The 21,997-nt window shown below is 60.2% G+C and carries 23 protein-coding genes and 3 pseudogenes; 15 read left to right on the forward strand and 11 right to left on the reverse strand.

Going from position 1 to position 21,997, the window contains the following annotated elements; translation table 11 throughout:
* Positions 1-170: 170 nt before the first annotated feature.
* Positions 171-329 (reverse strand): hypothetical protein, encoded by a 159-nt coding sequence (locus ACFSQT_RS16105; RefSeq protein ID WP_379020220.1) that lies wholly within the window; start codon positions 327-329, stop codon positions 171-173.
* Positions 330-481: 152 nt separating this feature from the next.
* On the opposite strand from ACFSQT_RS16105, the gene ACFSQT_RS16110 reads away from it, so the two are divergent.
* From ACFSQT_RS16110 to ACFSQT_RS16120, 3 genes and pseudogenes are all read left to right on the forward strand, one after another.
* Entirely contained in the window at positions 482-658 is a 177-nt protein-coding gene (locus ACFSQT_RS16110; protein ID WP_379020222.1) for a hypothetical protein, read from the forward strand.
* Between the two features lie 57 nt (positions 659-715).
* Positions 716-898 (forward strand): annotated as a pseudogene (locus tag ACFSQT_RS16115) (diguanylate cyclase); the annotation flags it as partial.
* A 119-nt stretch (positions 899-1,017) separates the two neighbouring features.
* Positions 1,018-1,218, forward strand: coding sequence for a hypothetical protein (locus ACFSQT_RS16120; protein ID WP_379020472.1), 201 nt, complete (start codon positions 1,018-1,020; stop codon positions 1,216-1,218).
* Positions 1,219-1,456: 238 nt separating this feature from the next.
* Here the strand turns inward: ACFSQT_RS16120 and ACFSQT_RS16125 are convergent, their stop codons facing one another.
* Positions 1,457-1,660 (reverse strand): hypothetical protein, encoded by a 204-nt coding sequence (locus ACFSQT_RS16125; protein ID WP_379020224.1) that lies wholly within the window; start codon positions 1,658-1,660, stop codon positions 1,457-1,459.
* A gap of 294 nt (positions 1,661-1,954) precedes the next feature.
* The gene (locus ACFSQT_RS16130; RefSeq protein WP_379020226.1) at positions 1,955-2,233 is read right to left on the reverse strand and encodes a hypothetical protein; all 279 of its coding nucleotides are present in this window, start codon (positions 2,231-2,233) and stop codon (positions 1,955-1,957) included.
* An 861-nt stretch (positions 2,234-3,094) separates the two neighbouring features.
* On the opposite strand from ACFSQT_RS16130, the pseudogene ACFSQT_RS16135 reads away from it, so the two are divergent.
* The 3 genes and pseudogenes from ACFSQT_RS16135 (at position 3,095) to ACFSQT_RS16145 (ending at position 7,131) form a co-directional block, all read left to right on the forward strand.
* Positions 3,095-3,417, forward strand: a pseudogene (locus ACFSQT_RS16135) (co-chaperone GroES).
* Between the two features lie 2,587 nt (positions 3,418-6,004).
* Positions 6,005-6,142 (forward strand): hypothetical protein, encoded by a 138-nt coding sequence (locus ACFSQT_RS16140; protein WP_379020228.1) that lies wholly within the window; start codon positions 6,005-6,007, stop codon positions 6,140-6,142.
* A 797-nt stretch (positions 6,143-6,939) separates the two neighbouring features.
* Positions 6,940-7,131, forward strand: coding sequence for a hypothetical protein (locus ACFSQT_RS16145; RefSeq protein WP_379020230.1), 192 nt, complete (start codon positions 6,940-6,942; stop codon positions 7,129-7,131).
* Positions 7,132-7,528: 397 nt separating this feature from the next.
* Here the strand turns inward: ACFSQT_RS16145 and ACFSQT_RS16150 are convergent, their stop codons facing one another.
* The 7 genes and pseudogenes from ACFSQT_RS16150 to ACFSQT_RS16180 form a co-directional block, all read right to left on the reverse strand.
* A complete protein-coding gene (locus ACFSQT_RS16150; RefSeq protein WP_379020232.1) occupies positions 7,529-7,873 on the reverse strand; it encodes a hypothetical protein in 345 nt (114 codons plus the stop codon).
* Between the two features lie 309 nt (positions 7,874-8,182).
* Positions 8,183-8,461: a putative sulfate exporter family transporter gene (locus ACFSQT_RS16155; protein WP_379020234.1), complete on the reverse strand. Its 279-nt coding sequence runs from the start codon at positions 8,459-8,461 to the stop codon at positions 8,183-8,185.
* 31 nt (positions 8,462-8,492) lie between these two features.
* Positions 8,493-8,594 (reverse strand): annotated as a pseudogene (locus ACFSQT_RS16160) (hypothetical protein); the annotation flags it as partial.
* A complete protein-coding gene (locus ACFSQT_RS16165; RefSeq protein WP_379020236.1) occupies positions 8,591-8,896 on the reverse strand; it encodes a putative sulfate exporter family transporter in 306 nt (101 codons plus the stop codon). The pseudogene ACFSQT_RS16160 and the gene ACFSQT_RS16165, both read right to left, overlap by 4 nt.
* A 533-nt stretch (positions 8,897-9,429) precedes the next feature.
* A complete protein-coding gene (locus ACFSQT_RS16170) occupies positions 9,430-9,591 on the reverse strand; it encodes a hypothetical protein (protein WP_379020238.1) in 162 nt (53 codons plus the stop codon).
* 249 nt (positions 9,592-9,840) lie between these two features.
* Positions 9,841-10,227, reverse strand: coding sequence for an ester cyclase (locus tag ACFSQT_RS16175; protein ID WP_379020192.1), 387 nt, complete (start codon positions 10,225-10,227; stop codon positions 9,841-9,843).
* 484 nt (positions 10,228-10,711) lie between these two features.
* Positions 10,712-11,014 (reverse strand): hypothetical protein, encoded by a 303-nt coding sequence (locus tag ACFSQT_RS16180; protein ID WP_379020190.1) that lies wholly within the window; start codon positions 11,012-11,014, stop codon positions 10,712-10,714.
* Between the two features lie 232 nt (positions 11,015-11,246).
* On the opposite strand from ACFSQT_RS16180, the gene ACFSQT_RS16185 reads away from it, so the two are divergent.
* From ACFSQT_RS16185 to ACFSQT_RS16220, 8 genes are all read left to right on the forward strand, one after another.
* On the forward strand, positions 11,247-12,389 hold the full coding sequence (locus tag ACFSQT_RS16185) for a helix-turn-helix domain-containing protein (RefSeq protein ID WP_379020188.1): 1,143 nt from the start codon (positions 11,247-11,249) through the stop codon (positions 12,387-12,389).
* A gap of 377 nt (positions 12,390-12,766) precedes the next feature.
* On the forward strand, positions 12,767-14,461 hold the full coding sequence (locus ACFSQT_RS16190) for a putative bifunctional diguanylate cyclase/phosphodiesterase (protein WP_379020240.1): 1,695 nt from the start codon (positions 12,767-12,769) through the stop codon (positions 14,459-14,461).
* A gap of 174 nt (positions 14,462-14,635) precedes the next feature.
* Positions 14,636-15,157, forward strand: coding sequence for a ubiquinone biosynthesis methyltransferase UbiE (locus ACFSQT_RS16195; protein WP_379020241.1), 522 nt, complete (start codon positions 14,636-14,638; stop codon positions 15,155-15,157).
* Positions 15,154-16,332 carry a methyltransferase domain-containing protein gene (locus ACFSQT_RS16200; RefSeq protein WP_379020243.1) on the forward strand — a complete coding sequence of 393 codons (1,179 nt, stop codon included), beginning with the start codon at positions 15,154-15,156 and terminating at the stop codon, positions 16,330-16,332. The genes ACFSQT_RS16195 and ACFSQT_RS16200 overlap by 4 nt, the downstream gene beginning before the upstream one ends.
* Positions 16,329-18,695: a SpoIIE family protein phosphatase gene (locus tag ACFSQT_RS16205; RefSeq protein ID WP_379020244.1), complete on the forward strand. Its 2,367-nt coding sequence runs from the start codon at positions 16,329-16,331 to the stop codon at positions 18,693-18,695. Before ACFSQT_RS16200 ends, ACFSQT_RS16205 begins: the two co-directional genes overlap by 4 nt.
* A gap of 3 nt (positions 18,696-18,698) precedes the next feature.
* Entirely contained in the window at positions 18,699-19,259 is a 561-nt protein-coding gene (locus ACFSQT_RS16210; protein WP_379020246.1) for a slr1658 superfamily regulator, read from the forward strand.
* Between the two features lie 17 nt (positions 19,260-19,276).
* Positions 19,277-19,615: a slr1659 superfamily regulator gene (locus tag ACFSQT_RS16215; protein ID WP_379020248.1), complete on the forward strand. Its 339-nt coding sequence runs from the start codon at positions 19,277-19,279 to the stop codon at positions 19,613-19,615.
* A 274-nt stretch (positions 19,616-19,889) separates the two neighbouring features.
* Entirely contained in the window at positions 19,890-20,492 is a 603-nt protein-coding gene (locus ACFSQT_RS16220; protein WP_379020250.1) for an ATP-dependent DNA ligase, read from the forward strand.
* 60 nt (positions 20,493-20,552) lie between these two features.
* Here the strand turns inward: ACFSQT_RS16220 and ACFSQT_RS16225 are convergent, their stop codons facing one another.
* Positions 20,553-21,446: a LysR family transcriptional regulator gene (locus ACFSQT_RS16225; protein WP_379020252.1), complete on the reverse strand. Its 894-nt coding sequence runs from the start codon at positions 21,444-21,446 to the stop codon at positions 20,553-20,555.
* 153 nt (positions 21,447-21,599) lie between these two features.
* On the opposite strand from ACFSQT_RS16225, the gene ACFSQT_RS16230 reads away from it, so the two are divergent.
* A complete protein-coding gene (locus ACFSQT_RS16230) occupies positions 21,600-21,995 on the forward strand; it encodes a (R)-mandelonitrile lyase (RefSeq protein ID WP_379020254.1) in 396 nt (131 codons plus the stop codon).
* Positions 21,996-21,997: the final 2 nt, after the last annotated feature.

Raw genomic sequence — 21,997 nt, forward strand, 5'->3', positions numbered from 1 at the left:
TCAAGGCTAGGCTACATCCGAGGCTATTCAAGGGAAAAAATGCAGCCGTTCATGGGACGGGATTTCGCGGCATTCGCGGGCAAGCCGGGCAACCGTCAGCGAAGTGTTAATCGCTTGCGCGCCATGTGGTCTCCCGCCAAGACAGCAGAGCCTCGATATGTCGATATGCCCTACAGTCCGAAAGGCCCGGCGCGGCCCTCGCTGACCGGCAGGCGGGCAGGGCACGACAGCTCGGCGAGCGCCGCGAGGCAGCCACCATCGCCAGGCTCAAGGCGGAACTCGCGGCGCAGGCCGCACTGATCGCCAGGCAGGAGCTTTCGCTGGCTCATAGCCGCAAGATCTTCGACCGCGATTCGGCCGCGGCGCGCCTCGGCGGTGTGGGAATGCAGCCTGCCCGGCGAGCAGCTTACCTGGACCGATGTGGTCTATGACCTGTTCGACTGCCGCGCGGCTCGGAGCTCGATCGCTCGGAGATCATCAAGTGCTACCCGCGGAGTCGCGCAAGGCGCTGGACACTGATGCGCGCCGCGCGATCGCCGAGCGCCAGCGGCTTCACCCTCGATGCCGAGATCACCACCTTTGCGGCCGTAGCCGCTGGATCCGCATCACCGCGACCGTCGAGTGCGAGGATGGCGTTCCCGTGCGCATCTCGGCATGAAGCAGGACATCACCGAGGAGAAGATCCTGTCGGACCGGATGCGTTATCTTGCCGAATATGACGTCAGACGGGCCTGGCCAACCGCGGCCGCTTCCAGGCGCGGCTTGCGCATGTGACGAGAGTCGCCCGCTTGGCGCGCTGCTGCTGATCGATCTCGACGGCTTCAAGGCCGTCAACGATACGTTCGGCCATGTTGTCGGCGATGAATGCCTGAAGGAGGCGGCTAAACGGCTTGCCGATGGATGCGGCGAGGCGGATCTGGTGGCGCGCGTCGGCGGCGACGAGTTCGCGGTGCTGCTCGGCCCGCATCTCGACCCGCGGCGCGGTCTCCGGCCTGGCGCGCCACAGTCATCGAGGCGATGGGCAAGCCGGTCGCGGCCTGCGGCCAGTCGCTCCGGCTCGGCGCCTCGATCGGCATCGCCTTCGCCGACGCGGTCGCGCCATGCGACCTGTTCATGCGGGCCGACACTGCGCTCTACGCCGCCAAGGCGGCCAGGGCGCAACACGTTCCGGATATTCAAGCTGGAGGGCGCCGCGAAAGGCCGCAGTGCGCGGCCTGAGGGCTAAGCTGCAGCTTGTCGTACGGCGCGCCGGGGGGGCCTGCGAATCTTTCAACAATGCAGTCCGTATCTGTATTTGGCATGCAGGCGTTGCGAAAGGGTGCTATGAAGGCAAGCGAGCTTCCTGCTCCGGCTCCTTCCCGGACATTCGAGGTCATTTTCGTGCGTGAACCGTCGCTGCTGCCTGTGTTCGGAAAACTTGGCGTCAAGGCGCCTGTCGCCACTGTACGGCGCCGGTCTAAGTCACGGCAGTCGTCGCGTCGCGGCTGCGGAGTTTCTGGCCGTGCATGGCGGCATGGTGCTGCAGCTGTCGATCATCGTCTCTGGACGGGTGCTGATCCTGGCCGCGGGTGTTCATGATGCAGCGATCGACCGGCATGGCCATCGCTACACGCTGCGCATGGTGCATTCCCCAGAGTTGGACCATCGTCGATGTCTTCACCGGCCAGCCTGCCGTGATCGGCAAAAGGTGATGGTCGGGATGGATCCGCGGAGGCCGAGGACATGGTCGTGCAGAGTAGAATGTCCGCGACGTCAAGCTGCGGCGCGGGCAGGCGCGCAAGCCCTGACCTGTCGAGGGCAGCGCCTTCGCCACTGCTCGCAAAGAGCCCGCGCCAGCACCGCAAACCGGAGGATTCCCGGGAGAGCCAGCCTGAGGCAGAAGATACGGAGGTACCTGAGGACCGACAAGATTTAACCGAGAGAAAGTGAGCCTGTGCGTCAGGCCTGTCGTTCTCTATGCTGCTTCTATCGCCAACAGCGAACGACGAACCCACGAGAACTCAGGTTGATGGAAGCCGACGCACGAAATGGCTGAGATCAGACACCACCGGCCTACGACCATTGTGATTGAAAAAGCTGAAAAGAGATAGCGCACGATGGCTCGACGAATGATGAGATCTTGATCTTCGTTCCGTGCAGTCGTCGTCTCAAACGGGTCATTTTGAGACGACATGCATACGGTCTCGATGTGAGTATTCAGGATGAGGCCGGCCTGCCAAATGAGGCTGACCACCTGTGCTTCCGGGGCTCACCTGTACGAAAAGTACGTTCTCGGAAACATTTCCGAATATGGACTGACCTGTAACCTCAACAGCCTTGAGGCTGATCAGCGAACAAATCGGCGCCGTCAGAGCACATACATGCTCAATTGTGGGTGCGGTCGATAGGCCTTCGACGCAACCCCTCGTCGCGGAGTATGCGCTGCTCTGCGTGTCGATGTGGCGAGGTAGCCGGCTTCATGGCCGCGGTTGCGGCCTGTGTCATCTTGGTCATGGCGATCGGCGGCGACGGAGAAGGAAATCTGAAACATGCCGTCATGGCCGACGAAGCGAATGGCGTTTGCCGGCTTCGTCATAGCGCGGCTGCGGTTGGGAATGTCAGGCTCATGTCTTCAACTCGGTCGCGGTGTGCCTTCTTGACCACCCGCTTCTTCTCGGTGTCGGCTTCAGCTCTTCGGGACGCGGTCGGCCTCTTCCTTGCCAGCGCAGCTCCCTACAGCCTCGCCGTCTTGATCTCCATGGCACGAGCCTCGGATAGTACTCGGCGGTCCTTGTTGCGCTCCGCCGTTTTTTTCTGCTGTCGACAAAGCGGGCTCATCTTTTTCCGATGATCTTATGATTGCCTTTCGGCCATCGAAGAAAGTCTCCTGTGCCTGAAATCGTGAAACGAAGCTTTGTCCGATAAATAGGACTGCAACGGCAAAATCAATTTTTTGATTATTTGGACCAATCGGCGATACACGAAACGGGGTCACGAATTAATACTTTTGAATATTTTAATCCGGCGCGAATAATTTTTGGTCATCCATCTATCGAGTGCCACGCGGCCTATATATGAGGGGCGTTGCCGCCTGTGTGGCCCCAGAAGAATTCCCATGAAATTTTCGGCCACTCCACGACGAGTTGTCATTCGTCGCGATGAAGGCGGATACCATCCAGGGCGGCATATATCATTTCCAGACAATGGCAGGAAAAGCCACAGGGAGGCGAAGTCATCTGCCGTCGGCCGGGTGCGCGCTGACGAAAGCGGCGCGCTGATCGCAATCGACGTGTCAAGGCCGGCGACCATCCTGTTCGGCAAATGGTCGGGCACCGAGGTTAAGATGACGGCGAGGACCTGCTGATCATGAAGGAAGCGATATCAATGGGCGTCATCGAGAAGGCCGTTGAAGCCAAGAAGGCCCAGCCCCACCACTGACTGAGCGCCACGCGCAATCCACGCGCGGCGACGTGATCCACTCCAATTCGAACTGGATAAAAAAATGTCTGACCAAGGAAATCAATTCTCACTGATGGCGCGACGAAACCGCATGCTGCGAACATAAATTAGGCGTCGATATCCTACAACAATGCTACGTGCGAGGTCACGCTCGGCCCCAAGGCCGCACGTCTCATCATCGACAAGGTCCTATTGGAGTGCGCGCGCAGCATCACCAAGGATGGCGTCGACCGTCGCCAGGAGATCGAGCTTGCACGAACAAGTCGAGAGACGTGGGCACGCGTCGCTACATGGATGCTGCCCGAGAAGTGGCAACTCGAAGACTTCACGACCTCGCCGGTCGACGGCACAACCAATCGCCCGGTGCTGAGCCGCCTCGATCTGCGCGCAGAGGCAGCACAAGCATGGAGTCGCCGCCGGCATGAAACCAGATGGATATTGAAGCAGGCGCGGCATCGACCAGGCGGTGCAGTATAAACCGCCGTGCGATGTAGCGAGAATACAGAGGCGCGGCTACAAGAAGGTCAAATCGTCGGCCGAGATCGCGAGCACGTCGCACTGACATCGCTGCCAATGCGCGATGCCCAGCGTCGCGCGATGTGTCGCCAAGGCGACGCCAAGGTCGGCAATGATGGCGTCATCACTAGTCCGAGGAAGCCAAGACCGCACGACCAACCGTACTCTGAGCGTCAGGTCGAGGGGCGATGCAGTCGACGCATACGGCTATCTCTACACTCTATTTCGTCACATAGCACGAGCAGATGCGCGTCAGAGCTCGAAGAGCCCTACGTGCATCATCTCCTAAACGAGAAGAAGCTCGGTCAATCTGGTCAGAGGCGATGCTGCCGATCCTCAGAAGCGGGGTGCAGAGCGAAGGCAAGCCGCTGCGGATCAGTCTCGGAAGACGTCGAAGAGGCGAGGCGACTCGCCACGACGCTGGTCGTCAACCAAGCTGCGCGGCTGGCCTCAAGGGCGCGGCCGTCAAGCGACGGGCATGTCGGCGATCGCCGCAAGGCGATGCTGGAAGATATCGCGGTGACTCACATCAGGCAGCTGCAGCGTCCAGGATCTCGGCATCAAGCTCGAGAAAACGTCACCTCGAGATGCTCTCGGCGGATCGCAAGAGCGACGTGCTGAGCGAGAAGGGTCACCAGCGCGGGGACGAGGGCATCGACTCTCCACGGCGAGCCGCACCAAGGAACCATCCTAAAGCAGGGCGCGCGTCGCCCAGCATCAAGGGACCAGAGTGCGAGACGAGACCACCTCCGACTATGACAAGGGAAAGCTGCAGGAGCGGCAGTGGCACAGAGCAATCTCCGGAGCCGTTGCCGTCGATCTTCGCGTCGGCCTAGCAGATAGCCACTGATCGGAAGTCAAGGAAAAGAAGGACCGAGTCGGACGACGCGCTGAATGCGACGACCAGTGCCGCAATGGCGGTACACGAAGAAGGCATCGCCCGGCCGTGCGGCGGCGCCGATGGCTAGCTGCCGCCGCAAAGGCATAGCTGGCGCTGCGGCACCTGTACCGGCGCCAACGCAGATGTCACCGCGTCATGCGCAGTGCTGCCATCGTGCTCAGGGCGACTTGAACGCGCGATCCGCCAGATCGCCGAGAATTCCGAGTGTCGAAGGCTCGAGTCGTCTCCGGCAAGCTCACGACAGCAAGGACACATCAGGGCTCGACGCCCAGAACCGAGGTTACTATAGTCGACATGATCAAGGCGGGCAGCGTCGTACCGCGCCGGCGAAAGTGGTGCGCACCGCACTGCAGGACGCCGGCTCGATCGCTGGCCCTTTTGATCACGGCTGAAGCCATGTATCACACGATATCCCGCCAAGGATGCCGCCACCTGCGGTCGTGTAGCGGCGCGCGGGGCATGGGCGGCATAGCTAAAGTTCAGGTGATGCCGCCTGCACGGCGGTTTCCTGTGCTTCGGTGCTCCGTACGAAAAGTACGCTCGCTCCGGTTCTTTTTCGGAATCCACCAGGGTTCGACTCGGCCTGACTGAATCTGCCACGGAACCGGTTCTTCTAAAAGATATCGGGGACGACTACCAGCCGGGGCGGTTCATCCCCCGGCGCGCAGGCTCTAGCCCAGGAGACGATCCATAGATCACGTTCGTGCAGAAGCCAGAGACGTCGATTACGCTGAATCACCGAGGAAAGCCGCTTCGACCGCATCCGCAGGCTTGCCGCTGACAAGCACAGGAGAAATCCGATTCCGATACGCAACGCATCAAAGAGCGAACCCAGCGTCCGATGTGCAACCTGCGCGTCCGCCGCTGCGAGAGGTCAACCGTACCACCAGCGCCATGCACCACATCGCGCGTCAGCCGCGCGACCATCGCTCCGGCCGAGCGTGTGTCAAACAAACGCCAGGCACGCTCCTGTGCGGTCGGATTTCGGCGGGTCCGGTTGTCATTATATTACTACAGCGCTATATTTGCGGGCATGGCCTTGGGCTGCCTGGGCGTCCAAGGGCTCGCTGCAATCGCTACCGAAAAAATCACTCGGTGCCGCTCGAATGTCGGCAGCCACGAGACACTGACATTTGGAGGACTAATGCCATGAAGATGGACCATAATGGCCAACTATGCAGCCTCATTCGCAAGAAACACACACAACTGGGACTGATGCAAGGGTTTCGGAGACAGCAAGCTGCGGTCAAGGCGCTTTTGAGCGTTGGCGGCACGGTGACCAGCTGATGTTCACGGCAGCGGCAGCTATGACGTCGTCGTCATGCGAGGTGCCGGACCAGTCCGCGGGATGGGCTTAACCCGTGCGGTGCGGGCGAGCGGCTCGCTATGACCGAGCTCGTTGTACTGGAAGAACTCGACATGAGGCAGTGCTCGCGGCTGTCCACACCAGGCTTGCTGGCGCGTACAAACCGCGGCTAATGGATTTTACCCTTCTTGGTATCAGGCAGCACGGTTCGATGGACGTGCGTCGCTGCCGCACAGGCATCTTCTCTCCGACCTTGCGCGGCGAGTCGGATTGACGCTAGAGCAGTCCTCACCCGTTTATCGTACGGAAACGGGTGACTGCTCTACACTCTTTGTTTTGACGCATTCGCGGACGCGAAAACCCGGTTCACACTTTCCTGGAATGCTCTAGTATGCGTCCGGTGGTTGGTTTGGTGCAGGGAGTTGCGAGAGCGGAACCGCGATTCTGAGCACGGAGACACGTGTGATGTTGCGGACAAGGCGCATCGACACTTCGGACAGGCCGCGTTCTACCGCGACCTCGCCACGCAGCTGAAGGCGCTGCCTCGACGGCGAGCGCGAACATTCGATCGCCACGCCGCCACACGCGCCGCGGCTAATCTTCCAGATGGATCTGCGGACTCAACTGGGCCGGTTTCTATTTCTGCATCCGACGAGGATAGGGTGCTCGGCCCTGTCAGGGCAAACCGCCTGCGTGCGCATCGCCGGGTCCGTCAAGGGCGTCTGCGTAACCGCGTCGACTCGGCACCCGACTCGTACTGATCACTAGGACGTGCACGATGTCCCCGGCCATATCGCCTGCGATGCAGACCCTCGCGCTCGAGAGCTGGTCGTGCTGCTCGAGGACGATGACGGCGTCTTCGGCGTGCTCGATCTCGACAGCCCTTGCCGGCCGTTTCGACAAAGGCCTGACCAGCCGCATCGAGACGCTGGCGGCGATCTACGCCGCCGCGAGTTCGCTCGAGGATTAGGCAACAAGACGTTAGGAACACCCAGTTCTAATAGCTGAGTTTCGGGATACAGTCCGTCCACGCCCGCCCGGGGTAAGGTCGAGGATCGACCAGAGCGATGCGATATCGGGTGCGTCGCGAGGGTCCTGACCGGGGTTCAGCCATTTCCGCCGACATCTCGCTCGCCCAAAAGAGGCGCACGCGCTCGCCGTCGCGTTTGAACACGACCAGGGCAGGATTTTCGCTGCCATCGGTGTTGATCAGCCCGAGATCGTTGGCATAGGTGTCGCCACCTGTCTGGGACGAAATCCAGATCGCGCCAACCTCGCTCCTGCGCGAATGCGATCTGTCGCTCGACTGGGCTGCTGTCCGAGGATTTTCAGGGCGACGCGCTGCTTAATATCAGCAGCGTTTCCGTTCACACCGCACCCAACCAGTTTCGTGCACATCGGGCACGGACGCGCGCGCGCTCCGGTCCGAACATCCAGAAATAGGTCACGAGTGCGTCCTTGTCGCCGAACAGTTCGAGAAGCCCGAGGTCCGTGCCGTTGGCGTCCTTGAAGCGATAGTTGTGTTTCGATGACAGGTCCGTCCGAAGCGTCGGCGCCGTTCCGTCACCTCGGTCATGTGTCGACGGAATTCGATCTCGTCCTTCAGCAGTGCCTGACGGGCTTTTCGATACTCGTCGCTCGCGCCGGGAAACGGTGTCCGCGCGCTTTTTTCCGCCAGCTTGTCCGGCGGCCTTTGGTGTGGCGATGTTCATCGCAAATCCTCCAAATGCTGTCGTACCACAGCAAATTGGGCAGCAGGCTCCGAAGTCAACCATCCTCCTGACAGCGCGGAGGCAGAATGCCGGCTGACGTCGATGCCGTCGGATTGGCGCGTGGTGAAGGCTGCCACCCGGTTCTGGAGGAACCTGAATTGCAGAGCGCCTCAGACGAACTTCACCAGCATCAGGCTGAAAGCAGCCGACGAACAGGAAGGCCAAGAAGGCCAGCGCCAGCGGGCGCAGGCCGCGCGAGCGCAGTTTGCGAAATGTCGGCCTGCAAGCCCATGGCGGCCAGCCCCATGGTCAGCATGATGGTGGGTGGCGAGCGCCATTGCCGACTTCACCTCGGGCGGTACAGTGACCAGGCTGTTCAAAGGCCACGACCGCGACGAAAGCGGCGACAAACCATGGCATGGGCGGCCGAGCCGCCGACTGATTGCTGCTCTTGCGGCGCGCCATCAGGCCGAGCGCGATCACCATCGGCGCCAGCATGGCGACGCGGGTCAGCTTGGCGACGGTGGCGATCTCGCCGGACTGGGTGCCGTTTCTGGAAGCCGGCGCCGATGACTTGCGCCACCTCATGGATCGAGGCGCCGGCCCACAGGCCGAAAGCGTGCTGGTCGAGGCCGAGCAATGGCGCCAGCAGCGGGAAACCAAGCATGGCGACGGTGCCAAACAAAGTGATCGAGGGCGACGGCGTAGGTGACGTCCTCATCGCGCGCGTCGGTGACGATGTTTGGTGGCGACGATGGCCGAGGCGCCGCAGATCGAGGTGCCGGCGGCGATCAGTTGCGCCAGCTTGGCGTCGACGCCGATGAGCCGGCCCGAGCGTGATGGTGAAGAGGAAGGTGGAGCCAAGCGTACAGCGCCCACGATGCCGACGCCCGCCGGCGCCGATCGAACACCACCTGGCCAAGCGTCAACTGGAAACACGAGCAGCACGATGGCGAAGCGCAGCAGCCGGCGCTGCGAAAAGGCGACTGCCGGCCCTGGCGTGGGCGGGCGTGCCGAGCACATTGGAATAGATCATGCCGGCGACGACGGCGAGGATCATCGGGCTGAACAAAGCGAAGCCGGAGACATTGCGGGCCGAGAAGGCGGACACCTGACATCATCGCGACCCAGCACGATGCCGGGCACGATGCCGATCCATACCGAATTGAGCGAGTTTCGCCTTTTGGGCGAATTCGGCGGACATCAGGCTTTCGGAATATCGTTCGCGATGTGGGTAAGGAAAGACAATGCAATGCTCCAGTCGAGTACGCTGGAGGAATGCCATTCCCGAACCGATCTTTCCAACGATATTTTCGTTAGAATGATCGATTTTACGAACGATGTATCGGATCATTTTAGAAGCTGGCGCCGCCCTTCTTGCCGGAGCACCGGGCCGAAACCGTACAAACCGGCGGCTACAGCAATTCTTGCCACTGCCGTGCGCCATGAACGACACGCACGATCTCTCGCGCCGTCTTAGATCTGGCGATACAGGATCAGGTAATTTCCCCACGATGGCCTCGATTTTCGCTTCGGCTTCCGGCCGTAGCGCAGCGTCATCGCGACTTGCGCGCGGATATCTTCGCATCGAGCTTGCTTTTAATCCGGGCGAAGGCTTCGCGGCCGTCGACAGCGTTGCCGCTTGCCATGCCTTCGTCCCAAAGCCGGCCCAACTCGTCGACGGCCTGATCGCGCGCTGCGTCCGACGAAACTTCCACTCGCGTAACGCCTCACGCATGACTTCGCTCGCCGAGGCGTATTCGCCCGCGCCGCGACGACTTTGCGCATCATGGCTGCCATCTCAGGGGTGAGGGCAACGCTCACTTTCTCGACGTTCGCCATGTGCATGTTTCTCCTGCGTACACAAGGTAGGCAAGTTACTACCGGCTGCAAGGGCATGGATAGCTCGCATGCTTCACGATGCCTTCGCCTGGCAAAGCGGCGGTGCCGCGCGCCGCGACATACTATCAAAGCTGAGCCTCGATGGCCGCCTTGTCGATGATCGACCAGACATGCCGGATCCTGCCGTCGAGAAATTCATAGAAGACGTTCTCGCTGAAGGAGACTTTCCTGCCGTTGACGGGCAGGCCAAGGAAATTTCCGCTCGGCGTGCAGTTGAATTGAAGCCGGCTCGCCATGAAAGGCGTATCGGAGATCAGCAGTTGGATGTCGAAATGGAGGTCGGGGATTTCAGAGAAATCCCGCTCCAGCATCTCGCGATAGCCCGACAGGCCGATCCGGTCGCCATTGTAGTGCACCTCGTCATGAACGAACCGATGGAGATTTCGCCAGTCCTGATTGTTGAGGCACACGATGTAGCCGAGATAGGTGTCGGTAAGATCGGTGTCGGTCACGGCGATTGCTCCGATGGATTTATGCTCATGCGAACGACTGAACGGATTCGTGCGACGCGCCTTGGGTTGTTGCTTTATCCATGTCGTTGTACCAAAACCGCCGCGTCCTTTTGGTGCGTCGTTTTGGGCGGCATGCACTAATGCCCGTTTCCCGTGATCTTTCGCCGATGAGACCTGACCGCCTCCAGCAGTTCGTGCTCGCTGGTGTGAGCATTTCGAAAAATGGCCACGACCATCTCCGCCAAGATTTCAGCGTCCGGGTCCAAAGGGTCGAGATTCTCATCCGCGCAGACCTGATCGAACACGCGTTGGCAAATCGCCAGATCGTGAGGGCACATGCAGGTGCTATTGGAACGTTGACGCAGCATCTGTGCGAACCTTTCGGGGCCAGCCGCCCGTGCTTGCAGCGGGCTTTTTGCTGATGAACCGCTGAGGCGATGGACTGCTCAAGTGACAATATCGTCGATAGTGTATTGGAAACGGGTTACTCGCCGCCTGATGAATTCTGTGTTATGAGCCCCAAGATCAGCGCGCACTCACGAGCTTTATACTGCCCAGCAATCATAAGTTGCCGGTAATCCTGCCATTTGTGTTCGGGGACATGAAAGCCGCGCCGAAATTCCGCCGCCTCTTTCGGAGTTCGAGTGCAACCGAGTTTACTGGCGGTGACTTTCAAACTGGCCAGTGAGCATCCCACCTTTGCCGCGATCTCTTTCAGTGGCTCGTTGTTGCCGTATCCTTCAAGAATTATTTTGCGACGAGCTTCGCTGTTGAGCTTTGTGTTCATTTCGGCGACCTCCTCAACTACGATTTCAAGATGCCCGATTCTATAGGCACCATGCTGAAGAGTGTCGTTAGCGTCGCATCCAGAAACTTATCTCGGCATGCATTTCTTACTGTAATCCAGCGTGATCGCCGTTTTAGTCGGCTTGAGTTCCGCCGGTCTTGCCAGATGCCCGGGTTACACCACATGATTGCGAGGGGCATGGGCATACCGGAATCGGATATGGCACCACGCGATGGACGCTAAAAGGCAAGGCAAGGCCCCTGCGAGGCAGTCGCTGGACCATGATCGACGTCGTTGGCCGCGCGACGCTCAACCTCACAATGAGGTTGCTCCGTTGCTCGCGCCGGCGCTCGAACCTCTGCCCTTTTCAACGCGCGACCTGGCGCCGCGGGATCAATTCGCCGCTTGGCAAGCGCATATGGCGCCTCTTGTCGAGGTCAGGTTGCCGGATGACAAATCGCTGGACGACGGCTTTCCCGCCGACCACACGACCTGGAACCTCGGCGGCATGCTGATCGTTCAACAGCACGCACCGGCACATAGTTACATCCGTTCCGCCGCGAAGCTTCGGTCCAGCGCGATCGATCACTGGTATTTCGTCTTGCCACATACCGGCCAGTCGTGGACGGAGGTCGATCGCCGCATTGCGGAAGGCCAGCCGGGCAAATTGGAGATCAGATCGCTTGGCTACCCGTTTCGCGGGAGGACGACGGACTCCGAAAGTCTCTTTCTCTATCTGCCGCGTGATTTGTTCTCTGATGCGGCGGCAAACCTCGACGCAAGGAACAATTCAATTCTGTCCGGCAACTTTGCCAACCTTCTGGTCGACTACATCAACAGCATCGAAGCAAGCCTGCGCAGTCTCACGGCTGATGATCTGCCCCGCATCGTACACGCAACACGCAGCATGATCATTGCCTGCCTCGCGCCTCCGGCGGAACATGCAGCGGCCGCCGAACAATTGGCGAGTGTCGCGCTGATGGAGCGAGCGCGTCGATACGTCCAAAACAATCTGGATGCGGCTCATCTGACGCCGGATTCAATGTGCCGGGCGCTCGGCGTCTCGCGCTCCCGTCTCTATCAGTTGTTCGAACCGAGCGGTGGTGTTCTCCATTACATACAAAGTCGTCGCCTTCTGGCAGCCCATATTGCGCTTAGCGATCCGGCGGACAGGCGGCGCATCGTTGAAATCGCTGAAGCCTTCGGGTTCAGTTCGGCGGCTAATTTCAGCCGCGCATTCAGCAAGGAATTCGGTTACAGCCCCCGCGAAGGCCGCAGTACCGTGGTTTTGCCGCGCCCCGCCCACTCTGTTTCGCTTGCTGGACACGAGAAGGCCTCTTCCTTTGAAGGTTGGCTCAAAGCGCTCGGAAACTGAATGCGGGATCGGCGATGCTGAACGGCCGGGCTCAAGAGAGGCTTGACGGGGGCGGGGAAGGCTACACTGCCTCATGGATCACAATATCTTCGTATCGCGTCCACCGGGCCATCAATCACATAGCTGATTCCCGTCAATTCACGATCTGTTAACGAACTGTGACTGTTGATCATTATCGACAATTTGCCGCCATTTACAGCGGAGCAGATATTGCAACTACGCCCTAGGCGGCGCTTGTTGAGACTGCGAGTTGAAAGTTTGCCAAGATTGACATTTATGCTATTTTTAAACTGGGGGATGCGAATCTGCACCGCCTATGGAGGTGGGTCTTGCGCCCAGAGGCATCAGGCGTCGGCACGGAGAGTGAGGGGCCTTCCTTGAGCGATGTTCCACGTGCCGGCGAAGGGGTTCTCACTGACCTTTTGGCGAACACGACCGAACTTTTGTCGTTCTATGACCGCGACTTCCGCCTGACGCACTACGCAACCAGGCTCAAAGGCGTGTACGGAAACGCCGTGGCGCTGGGCGCCGCCGTCTGGGAGATCTACCCGAGCTTTCTCGATGCGCGGTATCGCGACGAATTTCTTCGTGTGTTCCAGGGTGGCTCTCCAGCAAACATCGACTTGCCGCGATCATCGGGCGGAGCGCCGCGGTCCGTTTTTGTCTTCACCACTGCAAATGGTGCGGGGATCATCGAATCAAGGGACCACGGCGGGCGGAGCGCAACGGAGGAGCAGGAGCATGTAATTCTGCTTCATCAGGCGACGCACGACGTGCTGACCGGACTGCAGAATCGGCGGCGATTTGGCGAGCAGCTGCAGCAAGCAATGGCGGCCGTCGGCGGACCAAAGCCGAAAGCCGCCCTGCTGCAAATCGACCTTGACGATTTCAAGGCGGTCAACGACACGCTCGGCCATGGGGCTGGCGATACGCTTCTTCAGCTCGCGGCGGGTCGCATCCGCGACGCGCTGCAGGACGGCGAATCGGCGTACCGGTATGCCGGCGATGAGTTCGCTGTCATCCAATTGGGAAAGGAGCAGCCCGCGGAGGCCGAGCGCCTCGCCGGATCGCTGGTCGACGCGTTCAAGGAACCGTTCGTCATCAACGGCATTCCCGTCTTCGTCGGCTCGAGCATCGGAATTGCTTTCGGGCCGGAGCACGGGACCGATGGCGAGCAGCTGATGAAAGCCGCCGACATCGCCCTCTACGCAGCCAAGACGGATGGACGCGGCTGCGCCCGAACATTCAACCGTTCGATGCTGCTCTTGCTCGAGCAACGCGAGAATCTGAGGCGCAGCCTGCGAACCGCCCTGGAGCGGGGCGAGCTTTATCTGGAGTATCAGCCGCTCATTCGGCCGCCCGCGTCGGTGATCGGTTTCGAGGCGCTGCTGCGGTGGCGGCATCCCGAGGTTGGAGTCATTCCACCCAGCGTGTTCATACCGGTCGCCGAAGCCGACGGTCTGATGGATGAGATTGGACGATGGGTGCTCGAGCAAGCCTGTCGCCAGGCGTTGACGTGGCCTTCCTCGCTGACAGTCGCGGTGAACCTCTCGCCGGCTCAGTTCCTTAGTGGTACGCTGACGGACACGGTCGCTCAGGTCATCGACGCAGTTGGAATCCGCGCCGACAGACTTGAACTAGAGATAACCGAGACAGTCCTTCTCGAGAAGACGATCGACAATATCGACACGCTAAATACCCTGAACGTCTTGGGAATACGAATTTCGCTCGATGATTTTGGAACATACTATTCGTCGTTGAGCTACCTCAAGAATTTTCCCTTCGACACCTTGAAGATAGATCAGTACTTCATTGCGGACCTGGAGACCGATCTCAAAAGCCAAACGATCGTGCGATCGATCATAAATCTGGCTCACGGCCTGGGAATAAGCGTCACTGCCGAGGGGGTCGAGACGGCGGCACAGGCACGGTGGCTACTCAAGGAAAATTGTGATTGCCTGCAAGGTAATTTCCTGGGGCGGCCGCTCGGAGCCGAGGCAACCAGCGATTTCATCAGGCGGTCCCCGCCGAGGGTGGTACGAGCGATGGAGAAATCAAATCGGGCGGTGTAGCACCTTGTACCCCTGTGTAACGGTGAAGCGGAGATTTCTAGAAACGATCGAGGCGGATACGGCGCAATTCTTCGAGTCAGTGCGGGATTGGGTCATCACGAGGCGGTCAAATTTCCGCCTCGGAAGCCATCGCCCACCCGGGCTCAAATACTGATGAAATAAGTGAGGATGCCGATGGGACCTGTTCAACATGACCTGGCTGGCGAGCCTACTTTTGAGCCGATGATCCAGATCGACATGGAAATCAAAGCTTTTGTCTCCGCTTGGAGACACTGCGATTATGTCTCGACATACATGGCCCGGATGATCAGTCAAAACAGGTCAGACTCGGTCCGGCATTCAAATCTCTTTTCCTCTGCCTTTAACGAATTGCTGGAAATTGCCTTTCGTACGCGTCATGCCGACGGCGAATTGGCATGCAGGGTGTCTCGCCATGGCGACACGGATAGGATCGAGCTGATATTACCTTGCGTGCCAGGGGAGCGCCAATTCTACGAAGAAGCGATGTCGCAAGTCGCGGGACTCGAGGCCAGGGTGCGATACCTCAATTCGGTGTCTGGGGATCTCGCGCCAAGCCGGGAGGTCGTACTTCTGGAGCTGGCTGTCGACTACAACGCGACACTCAGGGTCGAGGACGCCGATGGTGATGCAATCAAGCTTGTCGTGGATCTTCCGCTCGAAGGCCTGCAACATTGAGCCCTTACGACCTTAACCCACGCTTTAAGGCGCAATACGACGCGAACAATCAGGAGTTCTCCATATCGGGGGTGGTTCGGCCTCAGGCGATCGATGAGCTCGCGCCCAGCATTGCATTGCTTCGCGATGCGATCAGTCGCGTGCGCGGCGTTCTCTACGTCAATGTCAGACGCCTGACGCAGATGAACAACGCCGCGTTTCACGCCTTTTCGAGGATCATCATCGACGCCTGTCGCGCTCGACCCGATCTGAAATTCGTCGTCATCACGTCAAGCGTCGTCGGATGGACCTCGCGAAAATTCGGTCGCTTGAGCGGAATCGAACCGAACATCTCGGTCGAGGAGTATGATAGTGAATTCTATCCGGGGCAGGGCTTCCTCGAGGAAGGCGCGTTCGTTCCGATCCTGCGCACGCAAACAAAGATGACCTGGCGCCACGAGCGCGCAATCTTGCCGCGACACGGCATGAGGCCCGGGATCATCATGGCCGACATCTGTTGCGGGATCGGGGATTTCGCCGTGCTCGTGCAGAAGGAGTTCCAGCCATCGCGGATCGTCGCGCTCGACCACTCCATGTCAAGCCTCAGCTATGCTCGACGCGTGATGCGGGAGTTCGATATCCGGGGCATCGAATATACCTATGGCGATGCGTCGGAGATGCTGCTTGACGAAGCGCAGTTCGACCTGGTCACCTGCCGGCATTCCCTTCAAATCTTCAATCGACCTGAACTCATCCTCAAGGAGCTCTACCGCATATGCAAGCCAGGCGGGCGGGTCTACATTACCAACGAGAAGAATTCGCATTGCCTCGGCGAGCCGCGCGCCGAGAGCATTCGTTGGACCTACAACGAGGTGGCCAAGCTGTTCGAGCATTTCGAGATGGACGTCGAGCTTGGGCCCAAGAGTCGGCGATACCTGATCGAAGCCGGCTTCGAAGATATACGTGTCGAGACCTTCATGGTGACTAACCTGGATGGCGATCCGCAGGACTTCGCCGATGTCATCATAGCCTGGGCGGATGTCTATGCGGGCGAGATGGCGGCCAGACGCGGCGACGGACCGGAATTCGTCGCACGGTTCCGGCAGGGCTTCCAGGACCACATTTTCGCTGCGCTCCACCCCAAGGGTTATGCGGGGTGGCCGATCTGGGTCGCATCGGGGCGACGGCCGCAATGAAAGCCAACGACGAGCTCACACCGCGCTTCGGCCTACGCTCCTTTCGAGCCAAATTCGTACTGGTCGTCGGCGGCGCCGTCCTGTTCGACCTCCTGCTGAGCGGCGGTCTGGCGCTTTGGAACGTTCAAAAGCTGTCGCGCGATGCCACATCGGAAGTCGGTGAGGGCCTGACGACCGCAAACCAGGAATACATTCGTTCCTATGCCGAGTCGACGGCGTTGAGCGTCGACCTGCTGCTCGACCGAGTCCATGGCGACGTCAAGTCGCTGGCCGGCGTGCTGCAGGCCCAGATCGACGATCCAGGGAGGCAGCAACAGGTCGGAGCCACGCTTTCGCATGAGGCGCCCGGCTCCGTGAAGGTCGTCTACGACGCGCGGGGCGATTGGGCGCAGAATCTGCCGGGCGCGCCTTCCGTGGTGAGCGTCTGGGGCTACCTGCTGGGTGCCGACCACACCCCGCTGCCGGGCGTTCAGAAGGAAATAGAAGACAGTACCGTGATCGATCTCGTCGCGCCGACTCTCATGGCCAGCGGGTCGTCCAAATTGCAGATGTACTATATTGGTCCAAAAGAACGGCCGATCTTCAGGACGGTCCCGTATACGGACCAGGCACAGACCTTCGACAAGCTCTATCCGGGCCACAACAAGGCGGAGTTCTGGGAGTTCTTCTTTCCGGGCATCTATGGGTCATGGCAGCAATGGGCCAGGAATCCAGCCTCTCGTCCGGTTCCTGACGATATTACCCAGACAGCGCCTTACACCGATGCAATCACGGGAAAGCTGATCGTCAGCTTTTTCCACCCGCTGTGGACGCGCGATCGCACCGGCATCGCCGGTACGGCGGGGGCGGACATCACTCTCGACCAGCTCGCGGAAGTCGTCGAACGTGTGAAGATCGCTGAAACCGGGTTCGGCTTCCTCACGATGTCGACCGGCAACGTGGTGGCGATCAATCCGTCGGGCCAGGCGATCATCGGCCTGAAATCATCAAGCGATGCGGGCACGCAAGGCGTCACCGGCCTGGAGAGGTCCCTGCGGGGAAGCGTGCAGCCGGCAATCGCGTCGCTGCCTCTCGACCAGAACAATGACGGCGTCATTCAGCATATCATGCTCGACAGCAAGGGCGAACGCGTACCCTATATCGTCGTCCTCAAGAGCTTGAAGCCGACCAATCTGTGGAGTTCGGGACCGATCAAGTCCGAAACGATGTCGGTCGGGATCGTCGTTCCCGAGCGGGAGATCTATGCGTCCCTGTTCGCCGCGCAGGAGAGTATTTCGCGGGCAACCAATCGCATCCTGCTGTTTCAGATCGGTGCGATCATCGTTTCGCTTCTGATTGTTTTCGCGGCCGTGCTCGGAATCTCGAAGCGGATCACCGCGGGCCTCAGGGCGCTTGCCAGCGCCGCCCAGCGGCTCCAGTCCAAGGATTATTCAACCCGCGTGAGCATTCCGACGCGCGACGAGGTTGGAGCGGCAGGGATCGCTTTCAACCGGATGGCCGAGGAGATCAGCTTTCATACCGAAAACCTCGAGCAACTCGTCGACGAACGAACCAGAGAGCTCGGGGACGCAAACCAGGAGATATCCGCGCTCAACGAAAAGCTGCGAGACGAGAACGTCCGCCTTGGTGCCGAGCTCGCGGTTGCCAGGCAGATCCAGATGATGGTGCTGCCGAAACCATTCGAACTCGAAGCGATTCCGGGCCTGGAAATCGCAGCCTACATGCGGCCGGCCGACGAGGTCGGCGGTGACTACTACGACGTCCTGCAGAACGGGTCACGGGTCAAGATCGGCATCGGCGACGTGACCGGTCATGGTCTCGAGAGCGGCGTGCTGATGCTCATGGTCCAATCCGTTGCCCGCGCGCTGCAGGAGACCAACGAAGCGAATCCACACCAGTTTCTCGATCGGCTGAACAGAGCGATCTATAAGAACATCGAGCGGACGAACACCGATAAGCATCTCTCGCTGGCCTTTCTTGACTTCGAGGATGAGCGGGTAACGCTATCCGGCCAGCATGAGGATGTCCTCGTTGTCCGTGCGGATGGCGAAGTCGAACGCATCGATACGATTGACCTGGGTCTGCCGATTGGTCTGGAGAAAGACATCTCGCGGTTCATTGCCACGCGTGACGTCCTGTTTGGGAGTGGCGACGTGATCGTGCTGCACACCGACGGTGTGACCGAGGCGGAAGACCATGACAAGCGACTGTTCGGGTTCGAGCGCCTCTGCCAGAGCGCACGAAAACGTCACGGCGGGAGCGCCGAGGAAATCAAAACCGGGATCATCGAGGATCTGATGGCCCATATCGGAATCCAGAAGATCCACGACGACATCACCCTCGTGATCATAAGGCACACATAGGCCATGCCAGCGCTGTTCGGTACCCCAGACATTGCAATCGGGATGAAGGAGAGTGTCAGTCGCGTGCGGTTGTTCGACGGACCTCTCGACTTGAGTTGGCGTCATTGTGCCACGACCTCGGACTTTATCGCCGATCTTTTCGCGTTGCGCTTCCAGTCGTCCCGCAATGACTACGTGGAAATGCGGCATAGCATCGGATATCTGGTCAACGAGCTCATCGAAAATGCCGTCAAGTTTCGCGCGCCGGGCGAGATCGTGATCGAGGCGTCGATGGATTCGGAGTGCTTCAAGCTCAAGGTGTCGAATGACGTCGAGGGTGAAAACGCGTCTGAGTTCCAAAGTCTCCTGGCGGACATCACCGTTGGCGACCCCAAAGACCTGCTGATACAGCGAATTGAAGCGAATGCTGCGAACCCCGACGTGTCAGGCTCCGGACTCGGATTGCTGACGTTGATGAGCGACTATGGCGCGCGCCTGGCTTGGATATTCAGCTCCGCCGACGAAGGCGATCGGATTTGCCTGGAGACATATGCCTCCATTCCTATCTCGCAAATTCACAACTAGTGAAACGAAGCAACGCTATGGAAATCAAGACAGACGACTACCGCGTGTGGATTGAAGGAAGCGAGATTTTTTTCGACGGCGCCATGCGACTTGCCAGTTCCGAAGCCGGTGCGCCGATCACGGCTTTGGCGACCAGTGTTCTTGCCTCAAATCCCTCTTCCATTACGCTCAACTTAAAGGACCTTCACTTTCTCAACTCTTCCGGCATCAACCTGCTGGCGAAATTTACCATCGAGGTGCGCAAGCATCCCGATGTTCGGCTCGTCGTGCGTGGAACGCCCGACATACCGTGGCAATCGAAATCATTGCCGAATCTGAAGAAGCTGCATCCCGCTCTGGTGCTTTTGATGGACTGACCAGGTCGCCCGGAATTAGCCAAAGGACTGCATGGGCCGGCGGCAATTGTAGATGGGATACGCCAGTCGCTGGTGGGGCAAGAACGCCGCACGGGGCGGGATATGTACGCCAGGATAAGTATTTGGATGCGAAGCTAACGACAATCCGGCCTCGTGCGCAGATGCTCGCAATTGCTCGGCGGGGGCTCGGCACAGGCGGCAGGCGTCCAGGTTGGGGGGATGTCGGGCTGCCTGTGCCGGTCAGCCGCCGCTGGCGCGGTCAAAGGTGGCGTCATTGAGTAAGCGTTCCAAGGTCAACGGCGGCCGGCTGGAATTTATTCCGCCGCAAATCCCGACTCGGGTCGAGCGGCCGCCCGAAGATGAGGGATGGGTTCACGAGGTCAAACTTGACGGCTACCGAACGCAGATCATCATCGATAAGGGCGGCGTGCGTCTTTACAGCAAGAACGGCCGTGACTGGACCACGAAATACTGGCCCATAGCGCTGGCTGTCGAACTGCCATGCCGGGCTGCCATTATCGACGGCCAGGTCATCGTGCCAGGCGAGCAGGGCCCTCCCGATTGCCCTGCGCTGGAAGCCGCGATCTGGAACGAACCAAGCCGGCTGGTGTTCGTCGCGTTCGACATCCTCCATCTCGATGGTCGCAATCTAGCCTCCTTGCCCCTGCTGCAGCGCAAGCAGGCGCTGTGGCAACTGGTTGAGCACGGCCTCGGCAAGATCCAGTACAGCGAGCATTTCGAGGGCAGTGCGCTAGCGATCTTCCGCGCCGTCGAGAAGCTCGAGAGCGTCATCTCGAAGCGCGCCGACAGCGGCTATCGCAGCGGGCCGTCGAACACATGGCTGAAGGCCAAATATGTCGAGGAAGCCGATTTCTGAATGGGTGTCGTTCATGAGCCAGGTACGACTCCCGATGCGGTCCTGCTTCGTCAACTCCATCTAGCCGCGGTAGCGCAAGGCGTCGACCAGCAGCGAGAAGGCCGGCGTCGCCTGCCGGCGGCTGGGGTAGTAGAGGTGATAGCCGGGGAAGGGCGGGCACCAGTCGGACAGCACCCGCACCAGCTCTCCGCTGGCAAGGTGCGCGCGCACCTGGTCTTCGGGCAGATAGGCGAGAGCCAATCCGGCGAGCACGGCATTCAGGCGCAGAGCGGCTGTGTTGAACACCAGCTGGCCTTCGACGCGCACCTTCAGTTCGCGTCCGGCCTTCTCGAATTCCCAGGCATAAAGGCCGCCATAGGTGGGGAGGCGTAAATTGATGCAGTTGTGGGTGGTCAGGTCCTGCGGCGCGCGCGGTTTTGGCCGGGCCGCGAAGTAGGCTGGAGCGCCGACCACCGCCATGCGCATGTCGGGGCCGATGCGCACCGCGATCATGTCACGCGCCACCTGCTCGCCCAGCCGCACGCCGGCGTCGTAGCGCTCGGCGACGATGTCGGTCAGGCCGTAATCGACGATGATCTCTATCCTGATGTCGGGATAGTCGGGCAGCAGCCTGGCAATCGCCGGCCACAGGACCGCGTCGGCGGCATGTTCGCCTGCGGTGATGCGGATGGTGCCGGCGGGTTTTTCGCGCAGCGCGCTCAAGGCGGCGAGTTCCATCTCGATCTCGTCGAGCCTCGGCCCGATGCTGCGAGCCAGGCGCTCGCCCGCCTCGGTCGGCGAGACGCTGCGCGTGGTGCGGGTCAGAAGCCGCACACCCAGCCGCTCCTCCAGCGCCCGCAATGTGTGGCTGAGCGCCGATTGCGAGACGCCGAGCCTGGCCGCTGCTCGGGTGAAGCTCTGTTCGCGTGCGACGGCGAGGAAGGCGGTCAGCTCATTCAGATTGTCGCGCGCCATTCATGAGTCCTTCTCATAAGTACATGCCGGATATAGCAGCTAATCGCGACCAATCGCAGGCCCTAAATAGGCATCATCACAATCGGGCGCCAAATCAGGCCGCCCTGGAAGGCGGTGGCCGCATCTGGCCCCATGTGAAGAAGGGATAAAACCATGGATATCATGCGAGGCGGCTCGCAGCCTTCGGCCAAGGGTCCGGGCGACTGGTTCACCGGCGCTGTCCGCATCGATCCGCTGTTTCAAGCCATCGCGCCGGCGCGCGCGGCCGGCAACGCCGTTACCTTCGAGCCCGGCGCGCGCACCGCCTGGCACACCCATCCGCTCGGCCAGACGCTGATCGTCACCGCCGGCTGCGGCCGCGTGCAGCGCGAGGGCGGCCCGGTCGAAGAAATCCGGCCGGGCGACGTGGTTCGCTTCGGGCCGGGCGAGAAGCACTGGCACGGCGCGGCTCCCACCACCGCCATGACCCACATCGCCGTCCAGGAAGCGCTCGACGGCAAGGCCGTCGACTGGATGGAGCATGTCAGCGACGCGCAGTATGGTAGGTGACA

The organism is Mesorhizobium calcicola, assembly GCF_042682105.1.
In the GTDB taxonomy this organism is placed as follows: domain Bacteria; phylum Pseudomonadota; class Alphaproteobacteria; order Rhizobiales; family Rhizobiaceae; genus Mesorhizobium; species Mesorhizobium calcicola.

What these genes read in the sequence shown, in the direction of transcription:
- ACFSQT_RS16105 (WP_379020220.1), bottom strand. Translation starts at nt 329, where the DNA reads ATGAGCCAGCGAAAGCTCCTGCCTGGCGATCAGTGCGGCCTGCGCCGC.
- ACFSQT_RS16120 (WP_379020472.1), top strand. Translation starts at nt 1,018, where the DNA reads ATGGGCAAGCCGGTCGCGGCCTGCGGCCAGTCGCTCCGGCTCGGCGCC.
- ACFSQT_RS16140 (WP_379020228.1), top strand. Translation starts at nt 6,005, where the DNA reads ATGAAGATGGACCATAATGGCCAACTATGCAGCCTCATTCGCAAGAAA.
- ACFSQT_RS16145 (WP_379020230.1), top strand. Translation starts at nt 6,940, where the DNA reads ATGTCCCCGGCCATATCGCCTGCGATGCAGACCCTCGCGCTCGAGAGC.
- ACFSQT_RS16150 (WP_379020232.1), bottom strand. Translation starts at nt 7,873, where the DNA reads ATGAACATCGCCACACCAAAGGCCGCCGGACAAGCTGGCGGAAAAAAG.
- ACFSQT_RS16155 (WP_379020234.1), bottom strand. Translation starts at nt 8,461, where the DNA reads ATGAGGTGGCGCAAGTCATCGGCGCCGGCTTCCAGAAACGGCACCCAG.
- ACFSQT_RS16165 (WP_379020236.1), bottom strand. Translation starts at nt 8,896, where the DNA reads ATGTGCTCGGCACGCCCGCCCACGCCAGGGCCGGCAGTCGCCTTTTCG.
- ACFSQT_RS16180 (WP_379020190.1), bottom strand. Translation starts at nt 11,014, where the DNA reads ATGAACACAAAGCTCAACAGCGAAGCTCGTCGCAAAATAATTCTTGAA.
- ACFSQT_RS16185 (WP_379020188.1), top strand. Translation starts at nt 11,247, where the DNA reads ATGGACGCTAAAAGGCAAGGCAAGGCCCCTGCGAGGCAGTCGCTGGAC.
- ACFSQT_RS16195 (WP_379020241.1), top strand. Translation starts at nt 14,636, where the DNA reads ATGGGACCTGTTCAACATGACCTGGCTGGCGAGCCTACTTTTGAGCCG.
- ACFSQT_RS16205 (WP_379020244.1), top strand. Translation starts at nt 16,329, where the DNA reads ATGAAAGCCAACGACGAGCTCACACCGCGCTTCGGCCTACGCTCCTTT.
- ACFSQT_RS16210 (WP_379020246.1), top strand. Translation starts at nt 18,699, where the DNA reads ATGCCAGCGCTGTTCGGTACCCCAGACATTGCAATCGGGATGAAGGAG.
- ACFSQT_RS16215 (WP_379020248.1), top strand. Translation starts at nt 19,277, where the DNA reads ATGGAAATCAAGACAGACGACTACCGCGTGTGGATTGAAGGAAGCGAG.
- ACFSQT_RS16225 (WP_379020252.1), bottom strand. Translation starts at nt 21,446, where the DNA reads ATGGCGCGCGACAATCTGAATGAGCTGACCGCCTTCCTCGCCGTCGCA.
- ACFSQT_RS16230 (WP_379020254.1), top strand. Translation starts at nt 21,600, where the DNA reads ATGGATATCATGCGAGGCGGCTCGCAGCCTTCGGCCAAGGGTCCGGGC.